This window comes from Sphingobacterium multivorum, assembly GCF_900457465.1.
GTDB lineage: Bacteria > Bacteroidota > Bacteroidia > Sphingobacteriales > Sphingobacteriaceae > Sphingobacterium > Sphingobacterium multivorum.
Genome location: NZ_UAUU01000003.1, coordinates 1 through 19980, shown reverse-complemented (window position 1 = coordinate 19980; position 19980 = coordinate 1). Strand labels below are relative to the sequence as shown.

The following is a 19980-nucleotide window of genomic DNA, read 5'->3' as shown; positions in this document are numbered from 1 at the left end:
ATTACGGTTTTGATTTACTATTATTGATACTGTCTTTCCTAAGTGTGTCTGCTAAACTCGTATCTTTCTGCATGGTCATTTTTTGCTGTTCGCTTAAATTATACCGGGTTTCGTCGGCATCAGTAGGTGCAATGTTGTCTGACTGACCGCTTCCTTCAGTTTGATTTTTGGTCGAGTTTTGGCACGAAAAGAATAGTGTAGCGCATAATATCGCTCCTAAAGTTAAGGTGAATCTTTTGCTCTTTTTCATGGTCTATTTTATTTTGCGTTAATCTTTTTCGATAAGAACCACATTCAAAGCTTATTAGTTCAATAAAGCTGATAAAAACAAGAAATTTAAAACTTGCTTGAAAAAATGGACACTGGCATAAATCATTAAAACAGGTAATGCCCGTAATAAAGACATTTTTTTTAGGAACAAATACCCAATTAAAAAAAACTATTCATGGCAGTAAATTTTATTGCGACACGTTTAATCCTGCTTTTTTTGTAGTGTTTCTACTACAAAATCAACGATACTCAGCATTACGTATTTTTCCCATATACCTGTTTAAACAAGGTTTGGATGACCTCTAAATCGCAAAACTAGCACTTTAATTGTACCTCTGTTTATCGAATACACATCAATCAATTTAACAAAAGGTACTATGAACAATTCCAATTTAAATTTGTTAGTCGAAGAAAAAAGAAGTCTTTTGAAACATTTCGCGGGAAAATTCACCAATGATCCTGATCAAAAAGAGGATTTGATTCAAGAAACACTTATCCGCGCATTAAAATCGATCGATGATTTTATCCGTCACCCCCAAGTAATGTCTTGGCTTTACGTTATTATGAAAAATGTATACATCAATCAATACCGCAAAGCGAAGCGTACGAATGATATCCACGAAACCTACATCGGTCTCGAAAGTACCAACACAATAGAAACAAATAAAAGTGACAATAAATTCATCGCGGATGATATTGAAAAAGCGATGTGCAGTTTATCTGAAGAAAATTATCAAGTGTTTCAATTATTTCTCGAAGGATACAAGTATCATGAGATAGCCTCTTATTTTGACATGCCCGAAGGCACTATAAAAACCAGGATCCACATGACAAGAAAGAAACTTCAAAAGCAACTTAAAATTTACAGGCTCAAATAAAAAACAAAAAGGTGGTTCTAGGGTTATCTATCTAGAAGCAGCTAACCGACATCACAACAATTCGTTAAATGGTAAACATATGAAATCAAGAGTTAAAATAAATAATCAGCAAGCTATGGTCATTGCGCTAATTATCTGCGGCGGTCCGATAAGAAAAGGAAATAGCAAAACCATTGTTCAACCAGAAGTTTCGGAATCAGTAGACAAGAAACAGATTAAGGTCGATACGGAAAAAGGTAAAAAAACTTCTTTTAATAAAAAATAAAGATAGCAATTACCGTCCAACGGCTGCTTTAGCAATTTAAAGCAGCCGTTTTTTTTTGCGTTTCGCTCCAGCTATCGTGCAACAATCTACTGATGGTACGCAGCATAAAATCGCCTTCATGGATGAAATTATACCTATCCTGTTCTTTCACAAAACTGCAGGGCTACTTGAGGCGTTCTTAAGTGAAAAATAGAAATTCACAAAGCCGACATTAAATGGAAAACAATACGATAAATGATCGTACATTAATCAGCGACCTTATACAGATCAACAACGATCGGATTGCAGGCTATCAGAAAGCTGTAGAAATAGCCACACGCCTCCATCTTGAACATTTAAATAACACCTTTATTGAGTTTATGAACCAATCCGAGGTATTTATTGAAGAATTAAAACCCTACCTAGCTCCGCGGGAAGACGACTCAATCGGAGGAACGATGATCATTGGCAAGCTATTCAGAATTTGGATGGAGATAAAATCCGCCATTTCAGGAAATGATGAAAGGAGTTTACTATGCAGCTGTGAGCAAGGTGAAGATGCCTTTACACATACCTATAAGGATGTTGTTGACCATGAAGACTGGGAAATCAGCCATGATCTGCTCCTGCTCATCGAAAAACAACTTGGTATACAGCTCGAAGCTCACGAATATATTAAAACGTTACGAGACAAGGCCACTACGTCTTAACCTATTATCAACATATTTTACAAGGGTAAATGCACTATGAAAGCAAGAACGGGGTATACAAGAAGAAAAGTAGGTAAGTCTTTTAAATATTTCGACGCTTCGGAAAAGGAAGTGTCCGATAAAAAGATTTTAGAGCGGATCGCAAAACTCGTTATTCCACCAAATTGGACAGATGTTTGGATCGCTAAAAGCTCAAAAAGCGATTTACAGGCTTTTGGCTTCGACCAAAAAGGACGCAAACAATATATCTATCATTCCAAATTTGTCGGCCAACGGCAAGCTGCAAAGTTTAGCAATATCCTCTATATGGGTAAATACTTACAAGAGTTGAGAAACATCAGTTCCAAACACCTCAAACACGAATTTTGGGACATGGATAAACTTTGTGCAGTTGCTTTTAAAATAATGGACAGTACATTGATTCGTATTGGCAATAAGCGTTATACACTGACAAATAAATCGTATGGGCTGAGTACTTTGGAAAAAAGACACGTCAGCATTGAAGGCAATCGGATATCGCTAGCCTATAAAGGTAAAAAGGGGGTTTTCCAGCAGAAATCCTGGACCAACAAACAACAAGCTAAACTTTTGGAAGAATTACTAAAAATGAAAGGCAAAAGGATATTCCAAATGGATAGTGCAAGTTGCGAAAGCACTTTCTGTGGTTCCGCTTTTAATCAGTATCTGCGGAAGAATTGTACGGGTGAGATCAGTTGCAAGAGTATTCGCATTTGGGGCGCCAGTCGTGAAGCCTTTTATCAGCTTGCGCAAACAAAACAGGCGGGATCACTCAGTGCACGGAAAAGACAATTAAATAGCGTCATCAAGAAGGTTGCAGAGCAACTTGGTAATACGAAGTCTGTTTCGCAGACTTATTATATCCATCCGGCCATACAACAGGTATTTATGGAAGCAAAGTTCCCCTTTATAAAAGATAAATTACCACTTGCGAAGCTTGAAGAGAGAGTATTCCGATTTTTACGTAAGCATGGCTAAGCAGGAAATTACCGGCCAAATCTAAACCATTCTTCCAATGGATGGTTTAGCTTATGAAGCCAACTCGCAACCATCTCCATTGCTGCAACAGAAAAGGTTATACCATTTCCGCCGAAGCCACATACAAAATATGAATTTTTGAACTTTCTATGTTCTCCGATATAAGGTAATCCATCTTTGGTCGTCCCAAATGTACCTGCCCAAGTAAAATCAGTGCGGAAGGTTTTATCGACAAAAATTTTATTAAATGACTGCGCTAACTTATGAGACTTCTTTGCAATGAGCTCATCTCGCTTGATGGGATCTCTAAAGGTCTCATCTTCTCCTCCAATCAGAAACCTATCGTCGTCTGTTGTTCGCATATACAAATAGGGCGTGGCCGTATTCCAGATGAGAAGGTCGCGATATAGCTGATTATGTTCTTTATTAGCTTCCGATACAATAGCAAATGTGCTTAGCAGGTCAACAAATTTTTCGGAAATGAGATTTGTTGTTTCGTATCCTGTACAATAGATAATCTTTTCCGCTTTGATTTTAGCCCCTGTTGAAGTAATCGCTGAATTATAACCAGACTTATAAAACACTTTTTCTAACGCTGTCTTGTCAAAAATAGATAACCCTCGGTTAACATTATATGCCAATAGTTCGTGTGTGAAACAAAAGGCGTCAATGCTTGCCCCTAGATCCGAAAGTATACCCCCATAAGCACCGCTCATTGCATAACGTTCCCTGATATCCCGCTCCGTTAGCCACTTGACGTCGAAGCCAGCTTCTTGCCTTGCTTCGAACTCCTCCTTTAGCCAAGCTATATCCTTTTTCTTTGCCGCATAGTAGAGTGACTGTTTGCTTCTAAAACCAGCTTTCGATCGGATTTTCTTGGCAAGTCTACCTAATTTATCAATAGCTTCTCCACAGGCTCGGTAGCTCGCAATTGCCCCCTGAATACCGATTAATTCCTTTAATCTATATAAGGGAATATCAATCTCATATTGTAACATGGAAGTTGTTGCCGCCGAACTCCCATTCACAATTTCCCGCTTATCTATAAGAACACATTTCTTTCCATCGGCCATACATTGATGCGCAATCAAGGCTCCGGTGATCCCCCTCCTACAATAAGTACATCACAGCTTATATCTTTATGTAAGGAAGGATAGGTATTTAAGAGACCATTCTTCACCAACCAAAATGGCTCATTAGACTTTAAATCCATGATAATAATAGCAGCTTTACAGTATATAACCGATTCCTTTAGGAATAGTTTGCCAGCTATTTTATTAAATTTCAAACCAATCCTCCATAGCGAAGGTTATCGTATTAGCAATAAATAGACAACATATGCGTGCAATTTGGACAGGGGCTATTGGTTTTGGCTTAGTTAATATTCCCATAAAATTATATAGTGCAACTGAAAATGCAAGTCTCGATTTGGACATGCTTGATCGTAAAGATTTATCCAATATTAAATTCAAACGGGTAAATGAACAGACTGGTAAAGAAGTAAAGTGGGACAATATTGTTAAAGGATACTTTATGAAAGACCACTATGTAGTTTTGGAAGACGCCGATTTTGAAGATGCAAGTCCGGAGAAATCAAAACTTATCAATCTGCATGCATTTGTAAAACTGATGGATGTTGACAGTATTTATTTTGAAACACCTTATTACCTCGAACCACAGAAGGGCGGTGAGAAAGCTTATCAGCTGCTTGTCAAAGCTTTAGAAAAAACAAAAATGGCGGGTTTAGGAGCATTTGTGATGCGAAATGTCGAACATCTAGCCCTTATAAAACCCTATCGTAATGCATTGGTATTGAATAAAATTCGCTATCAGCAGGAGATTAGGGGCTTGGACGACCTTAAATTGCCCACTACAATAAAAATTCAAAAGGTGGAAATGGACATGGCGACACAGCTGATTGAGCAGCACAGTAAGTCCTTTGATATTAGTAAATATAAAAATGAATACATGGACGAGCTCCTAAAAATTATCAAGCAAAAAGACAAGGGAAAACGCCCAACCATCCGAAAAATGAAAGTTGAGCATACAAAAGCAGACGATCTCCTTGCCAAACTAAAAGCGAGCTTGGGTTAAGACGCACCGACATAAAAACCTAGGTGGCTTAGCTACCTTCAAGGAAGCTAAAAGCAGGAATAAGAAATCCAGTATTTTAAGCATAAATAGAAAAACGATGAAAAATATCATACCGGAACAGAAAGAAGGGAAAAGACTTGATTGTTTTGAATCACTTGAATTTGCAAGTGAAGATATCGCTAACTTAGCATTTGAATTGGGCGTAGAGAACCTGAGAAAGGTCAACCATTGGTACACTTTAGCCCAATTACCCGCTACCACATTTCAATTGACAGGCGGTTATGGTACACCGATAGATCGCTTACTCGAATTACATGATTATATCAGACTGGATATCCCCAGACCGGGACTTCCAAGTAGCGGTGGTTATGACTGGGTACATGTCGTTAACCTCACGCTAGACAAAACCGATGATTATAAAGTTTTTGCCCTAACCTTAAAGCCTTGTCCCGATCCAAGCCATCCCGGCGATAAAAATACAGCTCATTTTTTCGAAGGAATTTCATCGTCAACTTTCCTGATCGAACAGCGTAGAAACAGTATATTGTTTCAATATGCTGGCAGAAACGAGATCATAAACGTTGACAATGAAAATTTTAGCGATAATGTTCGGAACTATCTCGTCGGTTTGGCGGCGAAAATAGGAGCCTCCTATCCGCAGTGGAAATCATTAATCAAAGGAATGGCGAATGCTGTTGCCAAAGAATTTAATGCCCGTTTATAGTATGTTGCATGTGAGAAATTGGTATCATTTTTAATTCCAAAGTAAAAAGAAGCCAATAAGGCAATTTTATCTACTTTCCAACGTTCTAATATTAAAGATTCGATCTATGCTGTCGTAATTTTATTTCGTATATTTATGTATACATTAGGAGTTTTGGGGTACTATGAATCATACAATCCAATCGAGTAATCAAACCGTTATTAAGCTTCAGTCTTTTGGCAGCCTGGTCATTTTAGATCGGCACTTTACGATCGTCGGAGTGACGGAGTCTGTCGTAAATGAACATTATACCAGTGAAGCTCTATTAGGAACCCATTTTTTTCATAGCTTTGGCCATACCTTCGGCGAAGCCCTGTTGAAAGTGAGGAATGCTGTGATGGAACTTCTTGAAAACGGACAGTCGCGTCACATTTTACCCATTAAAATTAAAAACGACAGGGTTTATGTTAAACTACGTAGACATGATGAATATCTTTACATTGAATGGGAACAACAACATAAAAAATATATTTCCGCTAAAAAAATTAACGAACTCAATTTTTTGTTGGATACCATTCAGCCAAATAACTGGAATCGCGTTTGTTCGGCCATTAACAAGATATTGAATTATGATCGTGTTTTCGTTTTGCAAATTCAAGAAACAGGGTATAGTTCGGTGATTGCTGAGCATACGGCAAATGGACGGTCTTCTTTCAAAGGCAAGGAATTCTCCAAAGATTTTATGCCCGAGGAAGTTTTGTCTTACTATCGTAGTTATTCGTATCGATACGCTCCCAACATGGACGATCAGGGACAAGAATTCTATTATAAAGATGAGGCCATCGATCCCCTTTCGAGCCTATTATCTCCTCTGCCTGAACTCCATCAACTTTTTTTAAAAGAAATAAATGTTCAAAGTGCCCTTTTTTTTCGAATCTGTATTGATGATGATTTTTGGGGACTTGTGGTTGCGCAGCATGACGAAAAGCGTGTGGTCGACCTACAACAACGAAAACTATGCACATTTGCCATCCAGGCGGCAACCAGCAAATATGAAAGTCATGTCAAACAGAATCTCTTGGAAAGAACAGAGCTTCTAAAGCTCGCAGAAGAAGAATTAAAGAAAAGTCTCTCTGAAAATAAGATGGTAAATTGTGCCTTGATACAACATATGGACATTCTAACTCAGCTTGTGGATGCAGATGGTTTGGCAATTTTCAATCAGGGCGACGTTTTTAGCTATGGGCAGTCTCCTCCTAAAGCACAGTTTTATGAACTCATTCAATTCCTGCAGAAACATACCGACAAAGCCCTCTTTAAAGACTACAACTTTCGTCTAAATCATCAAGAAAACTTTAAAGAAAAGCTTGGTTTTGCCGGTCTAATGTATTTAAAGGTAGGCTTGGAGAACGATTATTACATCGTTTGGTTTAGAAGAGAAAATAGCAGTCAGGTCATGCAAATGGAGTTAAAAGAAGAACAGGATGGTAAAAAGCAGCTCAAAATCTGGGAAGATACGCGTTATGATGTTGCCAAGCCATGGAATGATGCTGAAATTAACTTTGTGCTTCGCTTAAATCAAATCATCAAAGAATCCATCTTTGCGAAATTGAAAGAACGCCAGCTCCTCAATGACGAACTTCTCAGCTTAAACAATGAATTGGAAATGTTTACCCATACGCTTTCCCACGATTTGAAAAACCCGCTGTCCATCTTAAAAATGGGTATACAATTTCTTCAGCAACACCCCGACAATATCGATTTTAAAAAAATCAATAAATGGTATCAGAATTTCAGCCGAAGTGTCACCAACATTGAGGATATTATCAACAATATGGTACAATTAAGCCAACACCGATCCAGCATTTTAGACAAAGAGCCACTTCCAATGGCCTACACCATTCAGCGTATATTCCAAGAAAACAGTATTCTATATAACGTCAATAATTGTCGGCCCACTTTTGGCACATTATTGCCTATTTGGGGCGAGAAAAGTGCCGCTTATCAAATTTTTTCCAATTTAATTATCAACGCTATAAAATATTCAGCCCAGTCGGACAGCCCTGTGGTGTCCATAGATAGTTCGCATGAAGATGATTATACCCATTATCAAATCAAGGATAATGGAATTGGCATACCCAGTGAACACCTACCGCACATATACGAAATGTTTACAAGGGCGGATAACGTGGGCTCCATACCCGGTACGGGCATTGGTCTTTCACTCGTAAAGCGCATTATGGAGCGGTTGGGAGGAAATATAAAAATTGAATCGGAAGTCGGTTTGGGTACAACAGTTCATCTTTACTTTCCAATTGTTAAGCCATTTCCCGAACAAATGTTGCTCAATTAACCTGATGAGCATCCTGAAATCTCGCAAACTATTTCCTCGCTGATATTGTTCATTATTCGAGAGAATACAACGCGAATAAAGAGGGTTGTACCACTTAAACGAAATCGAAAACATGGAAGAGATATTGCAACATGCAGTAGTAAAACGAGGTTTGATTATTGCCTATTACTTTAGTAACATATGGTATCGTAAAGGATTATTCGGGCAACATACTATTCCGGATCCCAATGATACTGATCCAATTGAGCGTCCTGAACCGGACGTGGATGAAACCGATCCTGAAGAAGAAGAAAATGTCAATTATGCCCATAAAAAGACACAAACAAGCGACGGAACAAGTGCTAGAGCGGCCTCGTCCGCTGCTTGGGATGAAAATGTCGAAAATCCAGCAATACCCAAAAAGACAGATTGACCCGTGGGTCAATCTGTAACGATATGCAATTGGCCGTTTTCATTAAAAAAAACGTCGCTGATAAACACGATGCGTTTATCACCCGTTTTTATAGTACGTCCGTGATACACACAGCGGAGCTTTCCTTCTCTATCGCTAAATAGGCTATTGTGTCCGGTACCCGAAATTACTCCCCCGCTATGGGTATTTTTTTCAATGATTGGATTAGCAGGTGACTTTTCATAGCTTCCCAATGGGGCAGTTGCCGTTCCATAGCCTACCGCATAATTGGCTCCAGCAAAATAGTTGGCGGAATACATCATATAATATTGTCCGTTTTTTTTCATTAGAAAAGAACCTTCTGTCCATCGTCTATTTATCTCACCCGAAGTGACTGACCTACTCTCCCATTCAGCCTGTGCGTCATTCATCGAAACTGGAGGTCGCATTAAAAGGACTGGGTCCCCGATCGTTTTAGTCATACTGCTGTCCAATTCAACACCGTACACCCAGCTCTCTTCGATCCTGCTATAGCCATACTTCTGCTTCGCCCAATCCGCAACCTCCGACTCCACCGGATGCTCATAGCAACAACGCGAATAAAACAGATAATTCCTATTGTCGGTATCTCTAAAAACGTTCGCATCAATAATTGGATATCCCGGATCAAAAATAGGTTTTCCAGTAAGGTCTTTGAATGGCCCTAAGGGACTATCCGCCACAGCTACCCCGATGCGATAGTTTTCAATATGTTGTTTTGGATTATCTTTCCAATGGGCGCTATAATACATATAGTATTTGTTATTGACCCGGTAAACTTCAGGCGCCCAAAAATCTTTTTCTCCCCAGCCATTAGGCTGGTTGGCATCATATACTTTCCTTTCCTTCGTCCATGTTTTCAGATCTTTGGAACTATAAGCAATAAAGCCGTTTTCAGTTCCACCTGTGCCATATAAATAATATCGATCGGTAGGGGGATCAAATACAATAAAGGGATCGCCAAAGGCTACATCCGTTTGATAGGATTTTCCATTCCGGGTCAATCCCTGATCTGTGGCCAGGAAGCGAAACTTTGCGGTATCAAACCGAGGAACCGGAATACCATCACCAGTTGATGCAAAATTAAACGGTATGATAGCGGTTCTCCGAGGTGCCACTTTTTCATCTGAAAAGTGTGTGTGACAGACATAATACCATTGCTTTCCTTTTTTGAAAACGTCGCCATGTCCAGTTCCGGCAAAACCGCTATTTTTTCGGCTTAATGCCGGCTGACCTTCCAGTTTTTTCCAAGGCCCATAGACATTATCCGCGATTGCCACGCCGACAGCATAGTCTTTATTTCGAAAATCATTTGCCGAATAAAACATATAATAATACTGGCCTTGCTGGATAACAGTAGGACCTTCGGTAACCGTCCACTCTGCATTTGCTGTATTTTCCCAGGGTAATTCCGCATGGACACATTCTTTTAGCGTCTCTCCTTTTATTCCCGAATAATCGGACTTTAATTCGGCGACAAAAATTCTATTTCCTTGCGTTAATCTGACATGAAACAGGTATTTCCTCCCATTGCGATCGCTGAATACAAATGGATCTATCTGCTTTTGCCCGACTTCAAGTGGTGCTTTGGAAGTTTGCTTAAAAGGACCTACAGGGCTATCACTAACTGCAATTGCTATATGCTCATCTGCTGTATAAGCCATATAAAATTTACCCTTTTCAAACCATACCTGTGGCGCCCAAAATCCCGTCGATCCAAAAGCATCTCCTTTTAAAAGGGCAAAACCTGAAGTTGTGCCTGCCGGGACCTTCCAATGTTTCAAATCTGTAGATTGATACACTTTAAACCCCTGCTGTTCTTCAGAATCTCCATTCGTACCATACAGATAATAATATCCCCCGTAAAAGAATACGGTTGGATCAGCCTGAAAAATTCCGTCTATTGGAATATTCGCCTTTCCTATCGATACTGCTGTGGTATGCTGTGCGATTGTCGTCTGTACAAAAGACAGAAAAAGGGCACTAATTAAAAGGTATATTTTGTTCATTGAATTGAATAGCTATTTGGTATACAGATATCTAAAATTCAATAATTAATCGCTCAATTGCCGGTAATATTGTATCAATTGAACATCATTTTGTATCATAAAACCATTTCTCTAACCAAGTTTAGTTAAATGCAACTGTTTCATTTAATTGACAAACCATTTACTTCTGAGACCCGTTCTATTTAAAATAATCAAATACTTAATTAAGAGCGTAGGTCATGATATGTAATAACATCTTTTTCTTTTCCTTAATAACCAGTCTGCTGTTGATATCGTGTAATCATCAAACTCCTCAGGAAAAAGCTTCCCGTCATATGGAGGAGGCCGAAAATAAAGCAGCGGCAGCCAGTGAACAAGCTATAGCGAGAGCTGAAGCTGCGGCAGCAAAGAATACCGAAGCAGTCATTTATGCAAATATAGCTGCTGCTAACGAGGCTGTTGCTGGGATTCCAGCTCCAGCGTTGTCCAATAAGGAAGCTGAAAGGATATACAACAAACTCGGCAAAATCATTGTCGATCGAATCAATGCAAAGACAGCAGTAGAAGCGATGGAAAAAGAACAAGCCATCGCTCGAATTAAAAAAGATGTTTTGGAAAATTTAAGGAATGGCAAAATTACCCAAGCTGATCATGACGGTATAATGGGCTATTTAGAAGATAGCATCAAAGCTGCCAAGTCAGTTATGTAAGGCGCAATCAGCGAGACAAAACGACAAACTTATGATAAATTCAATCGAACAATCGTGTATAGAAGCCTGTTGGCAATGTGTTACTGCTTGCCATACCTGTGCGAATGCTTGCACAAAAGAAAGTGACCTTCAAGCCATGGCAAAATGTATTGCATTGGATATGGAATGCGCAGTCGTTTGTAAAGCAGTGGCCGAACTTCTTGCTATGGAAAGTTACTATAGCCGACGACTTATCAAGACTTGCGCTGAATTATGTACACTCTGTGCAGAGGAGTGCTTTATGCATCCACATGAACATTGCCAGCACTGTGCTAAATTATGTGAACTTTGCGCAATTGCGTGTAACAAACTAACTGCATAAAATATAGTGGTGTAGATTTCAAATTTCCTGATGGGGCTATCAGGAAATTTTTAATTCAAAATGCCTCTTTCAAATGCAAATTTGACCAAATGAGCTGTATTTTTTACGCCCGCTTTATCGATTAAGTTTTGACGGTGTCCTTCAACTGTACGCTTGCTTAAAAATATCTTATCGGCAATTTCAATATTTGTGTATCCTTCTGCAATTAATTTGAGTACTTCAAGCTCTCTATCGGAGATATCAAAATCTGTCTGTAGCTCGCCTGATACCTGTGCATAGCTTTGTCCAGAGCGAACTTGGTCCAATAGTATCATTGCGATTTCCTCGCTCATGTATCGTCCCCCATTTGCGATATGATTTAATCCAAAAAGCAATTCGTTATAGCCAACGTTTTTAACCAAATATCCGGCAAGACCAGATTCAAATGCTTCAACAACGTAGTTGATCTGATTCAACATGGACAGTATTACTACTTTAATGGACGGATACTGTTTTTTTAATTCATGTAATAGTTCAATACCATCCATTTCCTCCATGCTGATGTCTGTTAAGACAATATCAGGAACAGGATTAGAATTTAAGAACTGAAGAGCCTCCTTTCCATTCGACGCCTCTCCAACAACTTCAAATCCATCTTGCGATTCTAATAGTAATTTTATTCCGTTACGTACAACCATGTGGTCTTCAACCAATAGGATTTTTATCATTATTCTTTTTTTAAATAGTTAATTTAAGTAAAATACCTGTCTCCGGCGTATGATTCATAATCCGTGCATTATAGAGTTCAGCAATCTTCATCAAACGCATTGGACTATGTTCATGTTTTATTGTTGACAGCGATCTCCCCTGGCTAAAAAAAGGTGACACTTTAACTAAAATCTCAAATTCAATCACCTGTACCGAAACTGAAATAGCCTGTGAAGGAATCTCATCATTTAAATACTGGAATATAGCAGTAAGTAACTTAAACAGCTGAACTTGTGCCTCATGATGCAATTCTCTTAAATGCGGATCTAGCAAGGTGTCAATTGTAAAACCCGATCGTTTTCTATAACTCGCCACAGCCTCATCAACTGCATGAAAAATGCCAAGATCATTCAGTATCGGATTGTAGAGCAATACAGCTTTATTACGAATCTCCATAACCAACGTGCTTAATGAATCACGTAAGCAACGTAATTCTTCAAAATCACCATAGCGATTTGTAAAATTCTGAAGAGATATACGCATTCCGTAAAGTTCCTGAGCCAATTCATCGCGGAAATACCGTCCTATTTTTCCAATATCATCTTGTTGATTCCTAATAATCGATTTATAAAAATCTTCTTGACTACCATCCCATACCTGCTTTAGTTCCGAAGGCTCTTTGAGGTTCTCCAACCGTCCCACAGGCTCTTCTGATAGATCAAAATATAGTTTTTTGTTTTCGTCCCCCATATTGTTTTTCATTACATGTCATAACTAATAACCATTTAAAGGTATCAACAGTTTTAAATATTCACATCTATTTAGCCATTAAAAATGTACCAATTAAAACACTACGTATAAATACGTGCGACAAAAAGAAAAAAGGGGGAAATGAAACAGGAAAACACTTGTTATTAATGCAGAATAACGCTTAGCATCAGCCTGATAGCTGAATAGTTATTCTACATAAAACATTGACTAACTGATTGTTAAAATAAAACAAGTAATAAAACAGCTTGATCCATTCAGCGTCAACGCATTTCCTCTTAATTATTTTCTAGCACCTTAATTGTAGTGATATAGGCAAGATAGACACTTAAAACTTGATAATATGGAAAATTTAACAATCGATCAACTGTTTAAGGAAAAAAGACCTACATTAAAATATTTGGCAGCGCAATTTACAAACGATCCGGATGAACGAGAAGATCTGGTTCAGGAGACCATGGTAAGGTCATTGGGATCTATTGAAAAATTCCTGAAACATCCAAAGTTGATGTCCTGGCTCTATATAATCATGAAAAATACATATATTAACCAATATACTCGAAATAAAAGATTGGAGAATTACCGCAATGAATATGTAAGTATAGGTTATCATAATGAAATAACAACCAATCGCGGTGAAAATAATTTTATAGCCTCTGATATACAACACGCACTCAATAGTTTATCAAAAGATTACTATAACGCCTTTGCAATGTTTTTGGAAGGATTTAAATATTATGAAATTGCAGAGCATCTGCAAATCCCGGAGGGTACGGTCAAAACACGTATACATATGGCCAGGAAAGCACTGCAAAAACACCTAAAGATTTATTCAAAAAGTATCGATTAAAAAATGGTCGCTTTTCAAGATAAAAAAGCAGGTATTTAGCCTGCTTTTTTATCTTATTTCCCATTACTTAGACCTTCCTATTCTTCAACTGCATTTTACCCTAGCGGATATCCTAGTTATTCATTATATTTAGATATTTAGGGAACAACTTATTGATTTAATAGATTGAACATCAAAAAGTATGAAAAAACAGTTAATCACTTTATTTTTTATATGCTTGAGTGGCATTATGGTAGTATTGTCCTGTGATCGGGCAGCAAAAGAAGGTGAAAATAGAATTCGTGTCAGTGGTGAAGGAAAGATTAGGATAATGCCCGATCAAGTCACGTTGACAATCAATACGGCATTCACAAAACCGAGGATGGTAGACGCGGTTAGAGAGACTCAAGCAACTGTCGATACGGTCATTGCATTGCTCCAAAAATACGGCAATAAAAAGGAAGACATTAAAACAAGCAGCGTATCAGCAAATAAGGATTATCAATACATCGGAAATACCAATAAATTTATTGGTTATCAAGCACAACAAACAATCGATTTTGTTTTACATGATTTATCGAAATTTACAGAATTAACAGGCAAGTTGTTAGAGACCAAAATAAGCGGAATAGGCTCCATCTCATTCGATCATTCCAAAGCAGACAGTATTTTAAGAGAAGCGGATCTTATTGCTTATGATGATGCATTAAAATCTGCAAAAAAACTTGCATCACGGGCAGATGTCGAAATTGGCAAACTGCTGTTTTTGTCGAACGACGGAAGCGCATCCAACCAATCGACGCAGTTTAGAACAGGGATGGCGTTAGAAACATTCAACAAGGGTTACGGCGGCGAAGGATTTAAAGTAGCCCCCGAAGTTTTAGAATTTAAAAGGACAATATATACGGAATTTGAAATTAGATAGCTCAAAAATTGGGATTAAGAATCTACGCCAATTAGACATTCTGGTAAGATCGTACTTACGAATAAAACTTGCTTAGAATTAGCATACGGCTAAGTTAAATACCATGATTCATCGCGGTGTTTTTTTCGTATATTTAACACATAGTTTATATACAGTTCATTTTCGTTTCGTTACTTTATCATACAATAGTTCAATGTAATCAACGGAGTAATGTATCTATTATGAAAACGATAAACTATTTTTTCCAGCGAATTATATTTAGGATCTTTCTAGGTCGATTCAGTTCATTTTTTTCACCCTTGAGATTCCACAAGACCTAATTGTTTTTAAACGGCATTGAGGTCCGATAATTTTATTTTATAAATGCTTTTAACCAAAGATGCTTTTGGCAAAGATTTTATTTGGGGAGTGTCTACAGCTGCCTATCAGATCGAGGGTGCGCATGATTTACATGGCAAAGGTCCTTCTATTTGGGATATCTTTGTACAAAAAAGGAACCGTATATTTCAAAATCAACATGGTAATCAGGCTTGCGATTTTTATAATCGCTACGTCCAGGATCTCCATCTAATGAAAGGAATGCATATTCCTAATTATAGATTCTCCTTATCATGGAGCCGTATTTTCCCAAGTGGAATCGGTGAAGTAAATCAATCAGGTTTGGATTTTTATGATCAATTGATCGACCTATCGCTCGAACTAGGGATCACCCCTTGGGTTACCTTATACCATTGGGATCTTCCCCATGCATTAGAAAAAAAAGGTGGCTGGGTGAACCGTGATGTAAAAGATTGGTTTGGCGAATTTGTTTCCAAATGTGTGCATACCTACGGTGATCGTGTTAAAAACTGGATGGTTCTCAATGAGCCTACCGTATTCACTGCCGCAGGTTATTTCTTTGGAGTGCATGCACCGGAACGAAAAGGTCTGGGTAATTTTTTGGCCGCCGCGCATCATGCGGCATTGGCACAAGCACAGGGAGGTCGAATCATCAAATCGATCCAGCCCGACAGTCAGGTTGGAACTACATTTTCATGTTCTCATGTCGAACCATTCACATCGAGAGACAAGGACATTAAAGCAGCAAAAAAAGCAGACGTATTACTCAATCGTCTGTTTATAGAACCTCTCTTAGGAATGGGCTATCCTACTCAGGAGATTAAAATACTGAATAGAATTGAGAAGTATATTAAATTTAATGATGAAAGAGACCTGAAATTTGATATGGATTTCATTGGGATACAGAATTATACGCGGGAGGTTATACGATACGCCATGTTCGTTCCTTATCTCCAAGCAAAAATAGTATCCGCAAAAGAGCGTAAAGTTGATTTAACTGAAATGAACTGGGAGGTTTACCCAGCGTCCATCTATCATATGCTCAAAAAATTCAGTACCTACCAAAACATGCCGCCTTTAATTGTTACCGAAAACGGCGCCGCGTTTCCGGATAAAGCCGAGAATGGTATAGTACATGATCCTAAAAGAGTTTCCTATTTACAGGAAGCATTGCAACAAGTTTATCGTGCGAAACAGGAAGGTATAAATGTCAAGGGCTATTTTGTATGGACTTTTCTTGACAACTTCGAATGGGCTGAAGGATATCGGCCAAGATTTGGACTGGTGTATGTTGATTTCAAAAATCAACAACGTATCATCAAATCCTCTGGGCATTGGTATGCGGACTTCTTAAAATAAAAAAATTACTTTTTCTCACCATGATGATAAATCAAATTCGTGATTTTTAATAAAATTACCGCTACAAGTATTGCCCCAATAATGATACATACGCTGATTAATGAATTTCGCCCGTTATCAGCAAAAATATAGATTGCGCATACCGCCAACAGACAGGGCAAAGCAAAAACAATCAGCTTGATCCAATAGACACGATCCTCTTCCTGGAGGATCCTTTCGGTGGTTACCGCATGAATAAGAGCGGCCTTATTTTTTCTAAAATACGTAAGAATGAGCTCTATCTCTTCCTGTCTAAGTTCGCGGGGGCGGACGATCTGTTCTTTTAATACGATAAGTAGATTTTTGCGATCGCGTTGTACAGAGCGAATATCTGCCATTTGAAATCGCTTTTTATAGCCCATGGGATTTATTGCATAGCCCTTATAATCGCTGTTTTCGGGACATAGACAAGAGAACTCAATGGCATTTAAAGAGAAGATAATATCAGTGTGATCTTGACCAATCTCTCTAAATTTTGATATGGCAAGTTTAACGGTTGCAAATAATGCACACTGAAGCACAAACAGACCAAAAGACAGATGAAAAATCCAGGACAAAAGCAATGCAACAGCAATAAATCCAAAAATAAACCAGCTCATATTAGACAAAATGTCAACCTTACGTCGTATTATTAACACAAAAATTGTACACATTACAGCTGGGATACTTGCTTTCCAATCCCAAAATATACTGACAACACCCAGCACTGAGCATAGCATATACATCAGCAGTTGAAAATAATCTGATTTCCGTTGGAAGTTGGTTCTCTTAATTTCAATGCTGTTTTCCACTACCTGCTCGAACAAAATGAAAAAATGTTTAACATAATATCTCTCTGATTGCATAAATATAAATATCTTTAATTAATATATATGTAAAAAATCAAAGCGTATCGTATGAAGACTTTTCAGTTTAAATCACACCAGGTTAAAAAGGGCTTAATCTTTGGATTAATTTATTTAGTTGTTGTATTTATACTATGTTATATGATCTTCGGTGGTATAAATGGGATGGCCGATGCGGCAAATAACTTTGGTTCGGCGAAGGGCTTAGGGATATTGGTTGCGGTTGTTATCATTGGTCCACTAGTCGTCATCTTGCAATTGATCAATCCCAAGATTGAAGTACAAGTTGACAGTGCGAACTTATCTATCAGGCAGCCGAAAAAAGAGGATAGCATTATTCCACTGAAAGAGATCTACATCATGGAAATAAACCATGCTTTGGTCAACCAGCTTCAGCTGTTCGATCAAAATAGACAGCTACTCGCGACAATACACCCCCAAAACGACACAAATGTCATTTTCTCCATCGCTAGTGCAATAGCACAACAGGGTAGATTTGTGAAGACAAAGGGGAACAAAAAGATCTTTGGAAATCCTGTTGAAACAATTTCCTATTCCAGGCAATAAATTTGGCATCGATATACGAAATGAAAAGCGCGGCAAAAATTCAGTATTTGGTCCTAATGGTGACAACTCTACTCTTGGGTTTAATCTCACGTAAAATATCTGTCATACCGCCTATATGTGGCGATGTGCTTTATGCCATGATGGTGTATTGGTTATCACGCTTAATATTTATTAAAAAATCACTGTTCTCCTACTGTATCATTACCATTCTATTCTGTTTTACCATTGAATTTTTACAACTTGTCCAATTGCCCCTATTTTTATGGATAAGGAGCAATTCACTTTTGCGCCTCGTATTTGGACAAGGATTTCTCTGGTCAGATTTAGGGGCTTATTTCCTGGGAGCGCTTGGAGCTGCATTTCTTGATTATCTTAAAGATCATTTGCTAAAAACAGACCCTGCGTTGTGAACTGAATAGACCTATTTTGTCGTTTTGGCCCCCATATCGATGCCCATCTTTTCATAAGCAACATCATTCGGCTGCCAAAGCTCTATTTTATTTCCTTCAATATCCATGATATGAACAAATTTGCCATAGTCAAAGGACTCGATCTTATCAAGTACCGTAACTCCCTCCTTCTTCAATTGATCGATTAGAATTTCAATATCGGCAACCCGATAATTGATCATAAAGTCTTTGTCCGAGGGACCAAAATAGCTTGTACTCTCTTTAAAAGGGCTCCATTGCGTAAATCCTTTTTTCGTACTATCAGCACCCTGATACCACTCAAATACAGCGCCGTAAGAATTTGTTGCCAGTCCCAGATGATCGGCATACCAGGCCCTTAATTTTTTAGGATCTTTGCACTTGAAGAAAATTCCGCCTATACCAGTTACTCTTTTTAACTCGACAGGTCGGTTCAAATTGCTCATGGTATTAAAGGCGTACCCCATTCCAAACGCCAGCGAAATACTCGCAACAAATACGACTCTTTTCATAATTTGATAAGGATAAATATTTATTTCTACCTCCTCTCCCAAATTTAATCATAAGTTTTGAAAAAACATTTACAGTGCAAAACAACATATTCTTTTCTTATACGCTCAGAATGTTATATTCATAGCTTTTATCCCATTTTTTTCCTGCTCAGATTGTTAAAAAACGATATTGTATTTATACATTTGACTCGGTCAAGATTCATTTATCATCCTGGTAATGCGTTTGACGTACTTAGTAAATAGCATCTGAAGTAAAAAACAGCGTTATGTATAATTTTAAAAACGATTATTCCGAAGGGGCGCACCCCCGCATTTTAGATAAACTTATTGAAACAAATCTGATACAACAAGCCGGCTATGGCGAAGATGAATATGCTAAAGCAGCAAAAAGCATTTTGAAGAAAAAGATAGCGAACGAGCAAGCTGTTGTTTACTTTTTATCTGGCGGAACACAGACCAATCTACTTGTGCTATCCTTTCTCTTACGTATCCATGAAGCCGTAATTAGCGCAAAAACGGGGCACATATCGGCCAATGAAACTGGCGCTATCGAAGCAACTGGACACAAAGTCATTACTGTCGAAACACTTGATGGAAAACTAACGCCGAAGGATATTACAAAAACGTTAAAGGAACATGCACTGGCACCACATGTCGTAAAGCCAAGAATAGTGTATATTTCCAATTCGACTGAAATTGGCACGATCTATACGCTGACAGAATTGGAAGCACTTTATGTATGTTGTCAAGAACATCATCTTTTACTTTATCTGGATGGAGCTCGGTTGGGGCATGCTTTGATGGCTGAAAACAACGATCTAACACTGAAAGACATTGGAAATTATGCTGACGTATTCTATATTGGCGGGACGAAAAACGGTGCGCTTTTAGGTGAAGCCGTAGTGTTTAATAAACCCGAATTGGCACTGGATTTTGACTATGCAA

At 38.3% G+C, this 19980-nt stretch carries 23 protein-coding genes; 16 read left to right on the top strand and 7 right to left on the bottom strand.

All coding sequences use genetic code 11. From position 1 onward, the window contains the following. Window position 1 precedes the first annotated feature (1 nt). Window positions 2-250, bottom strand: coding sequence for a hypothetical protein (locus tag DTA23_RS05565; protein WP_070563936.1), 249 nt, complete (start codon window positions 248-250; stop codon window positions 2-4). Between the two features lie 397 nt (window positions 251-647). Here DTA23_RS05565 and DTA23_RS05560 point away from each other — a divergent pair, with 397 nt between their 5' ends. From DTA23_RS05560 to DTA23_RS05545, 4 genes are all read left to right on the top strand, one after another. Then, window positions 648-1148: an RNA polymerase sigma factor gene (locus DTA23_RS05560; protein WP_112374081.1), complete on the top strand. Its 501-nt coding sequence runs from the start codon at window positions 648-650 to the stop codon at window positions 1146-1148. 79 nt (window positions 1149-1227) lie between these two features. Continuing rightward, complete coding sequence (locus DTA23_RS05555) at window positions 1228-1413, top strand: hypothetical protein (protein WP_112374080.1); 186 nt, start codon at window positions 1228-1230, stop codon at window positions 1411-1413. Window positions 1414-1628: 215 nt separating this feature from the next. After that, window positions 1629-2102, top strand: coding sequence for a PA2169 family four-helix-bundle protein (locus tag DTA23_RS05550; protein ID WP_112374079.1), 474 nt, complete (start codon window positions 1629-1631; stop codon window positions 2100-2102). Between the two features lie 36 nt (window positions 2103-2138). Next, the gene (locus DTA23_RS05545) at window positions 2139-3098 is read left to right on the top strand and encodes a DNA topoisomerase IB (RefSeq protein ID WP_112374078.1); all 960 of its coding nucleotides are present in this window, start codon (window positions 2139-2141) and stop codon (window positions 3096-3098) included. Window positions 3099-3106: 8 nt separating this feature from the next. Here DTA23_RS05545 and DTA23_RS05540 read toward each other — a convergent pair whose 3' ends face one another. Next, window positions 3107-4171, bottom strand: a complete 1065-nt coding sequence (locus DTA23_RS05540; protein ID WP_218565300.1) for an NAD(P)/FAD-dependent oxidoreductase — start codon at window positions 4169-4171, stop codon at window positions 3107-3109. A 265-nt stretch (window positions 4172-4436) separates the two neighbouring features. Between DTA23_RS05540 and ku the strand changes: the two genes are divergently transcribed. The 4 genes from ku (at window position 4437) to DTA23_RS05520 (ending at window position 8660) form a co-directional block, all read left to right on the top strand. Continuing rightward, a complete protein-coding gene (gene ku / locus DTA23_RS05535; RefSeq protein ID WP_070563924.1) occupies window positions 4437-5192 on the top strand; it encodes a non-homologous end joining protein Ku in 756 nt (251 codons plus the stop codon). A gap of 97 nt (window positions 5193-5289) precedes the next feature. Then, window positions 5290-5916 (top strand): hypothetical protein, encoded by a 627-nt coding sequence (locus tag DTA23_RS05530; protein WP_112374077.1) that lies wholly within the window; start codon window positions 5290-5292, stop codon window positions 5914-5916. A gap of 163 nt (window positions 5917-6079) precedes the next feature. Beyond that, entirely contained in the window at window positions 6080-8248 is a 2169-nt protein-coding gene (locus tag DTA23_RS05525; RefSeq protein ID WP_112374076.1) for an ATP-binding protein, read from the top strand. A gap of 112 nt (window positions 8249-8360) precedes the next feature. Further along, on the top strand, window positions 8361-8660 hold the full coding sequence (locus DTA23_RS05520; RefSeq protein WP_046673508.1) for a hypothetical protein: 300 nt from the start codon (window positions 8361-8363) through the stop codon (window positions 8658-8660). 8 nt (window positions 8661-8668) lie between these two features. Here the strand turns inward: DTA23_RS05520 and DTA23_RS28500 are convergent, their stop codons facing one another. Continuing rightward, on the bottom strand, window positions 8669-10687 hold the full coding sequence (locus DTA23_RS28500) for a glycoside hydrolase family 43 protein (protein ID WP_239468859.1): 2019 nt from the start codon (window positions 10685-10687) through the stop codon (window positions 8669-8671). Between the two features lie 314 nt (window positions 10688-11001). Between DTA23_RS28500 and DTA23_RS05505 the strand changes: the two genes are divergently transcribed. Both DTA23_RS05505 and DTA23_RS31030 read left to right on the top strand, forming a co-directional pair. Further along, window positions 11002-11376 (top strand): hypothetical protein, encoded by a 375-nt coding sequence (locus DTA23_RS05505; protein ID WP_139144937.1) that lies wholly within the window; start codon window positions 11002-11004, stop codon window positions 11374-11376. Window positions 11377-11407: 31 nt separating this feature from the next. Continuing rightward, window positions 11408-11737 (top strand): four-helix bundle copper-binding protein, encoded by a 330-nt coding sequence (locus tag DTA23_RS31030; protein WP_084823133.1) that lies wholly within the window; start codon window positions 11408-11410, stop codon window positions 11735-11737. 50 nt (window positions 11738-11787) lie between these two features. Here DTA23_RS31030 and DTA23_RS05495 read toward each other — a convergent pair whose 3' ends face one another. Together DTA23_RS05495 and DTA23_RS05490 are read right to left on the bottom strand one after the other, a co-directional pair. Then, on the bottom strand, window positions 11788-12444 hold the full coding sequence (locus DTA23_RS05495; RefSeq protein ID WP_046673510.1) for a response regulator transcription factor: 657 nt from the start codon (window positions 12442-12444) through the stop codon (window positions 11788-11790). A 10-nt stretch (window positions 12445-12454) separates the two neighbouring features. Then, window positions 12455-13186, bottom strand: coding sequence for a hypothetical protein (locus DTA23_RS05490; RefSeq protein ID WP_070563908.1), 732 nt, complete (start codon window positions 13184-13186; stop codon window positions 12455-12457). 349 nt (window positions 13187-13535) lie between these two features. Here DTA23_RS05490 and DTA23_RS05485 point away from each other — a divergent pair, with 349 nt between their 5' ends. From DTA23_RS05485 to DTA23_RS05475, 3 genes are all read left to right on the top strand, one after another. Further along, complete coding sequence (locus DTA23_RS05485; protein WP_070563905.1) at window positions 13536-14042, top strand: RNA polymerase sigma factor; 507 nt, start codon at window positions 13536-13538, stop codon at window positions 14040-14042. A gap of 181 nt (window positions 14043-14223) precedes the next feature. Next, window positions 14224-14946, top strand: coding sequence for an SIMPL domain-containing protein (locus DTA23_RS05480; protein ID WP_112374075.1), 723 nt, complete (start codon window positions 14224-14226; stop codon window positions 14944-14946). Window positions 14947-15309: 363 nt separating this feature from the next. Then, window positions 15310-16644, top strand: coding sequence for a GH1 family beta-glucosidase (locus DTA23_RS05475; RefSeq protein ID WP_112374074.1), 1335 nt, complete (start codon window positions 15310-15312; stop codon window positions 16642-16644). Between the two features lie 5 nt (window positions 16645-16649). Here DTA23_RS05475 and DTA23_RS05470 read toward each other — a convergent pair whose 3' ends face one another. Continuing rightward, entirely contained in the window at window positions 16650-17282 is a 633-nt protein-coding gene (locus DTA23_RS05470; protein WP_146753011.1) for a hypothetical protein, read from the bottom strand. Window positions 17283-17579: 297 nt separating this feature from the next. Between DTA23_RS05470 and DTA23_RS05465 the strand changes: the two genes are divergently transcribed. Together DTA23_RS05465 and DTA23_RS05460 are read left to right on the top strand one after the other, a co-directional pair. Further along, window positions 17580-18095, top strand: coding sequence for a hypothetical protein (locus DTA23_RS05465; protein ID WP_070563896.1), 516 nt, complete (start codon window positions 17580-17582; stop codon window positions 18093-18095). Window positions 18096-18115: 20 nt separating this feature from the next. Further along, window positions 18116-18505 (top strand): ribosomal maturation YjgA family protein, encoded by a 390-nt coding sequence (locus tag DTA23_RS05460; RefSeq protein ID WP_112374072.1) that lies wholly within the window; start codon window positions 18116-18118, stop codon window positions 18503-18505. An 11-nt stretch (window positions 18506-18516) separates the two neighbouring features. Here DTA23_RS05460 and DTA23_RS05455 read toward each other — a convergent pair whose 3' ends face one another. Continuing rightward, window positions 18517-19035, bottom strand: coding sequence for a VOC family protein (locus tag DTA23_RS05455; RefSeq protein WP_201303537.1), 519 nt, complete (start codon window positions 19033-19035; stop codon window positions 18517-18519). 266 nt (window positions 19036-19301) lie between these two features. On the opposite strand from DTA23_RS05455, the gene DTA23_RS05450 reads away from it, so the two are divergent. Then, window positions 19302-19980, top strand: a 679-nt coding sequence (locus tag DTA23_RS05450) for a threonine aldolase family protein (RefSeq protein ID WP_112374071.1), incomplete at its 3' end; no start/stop codon positions are given.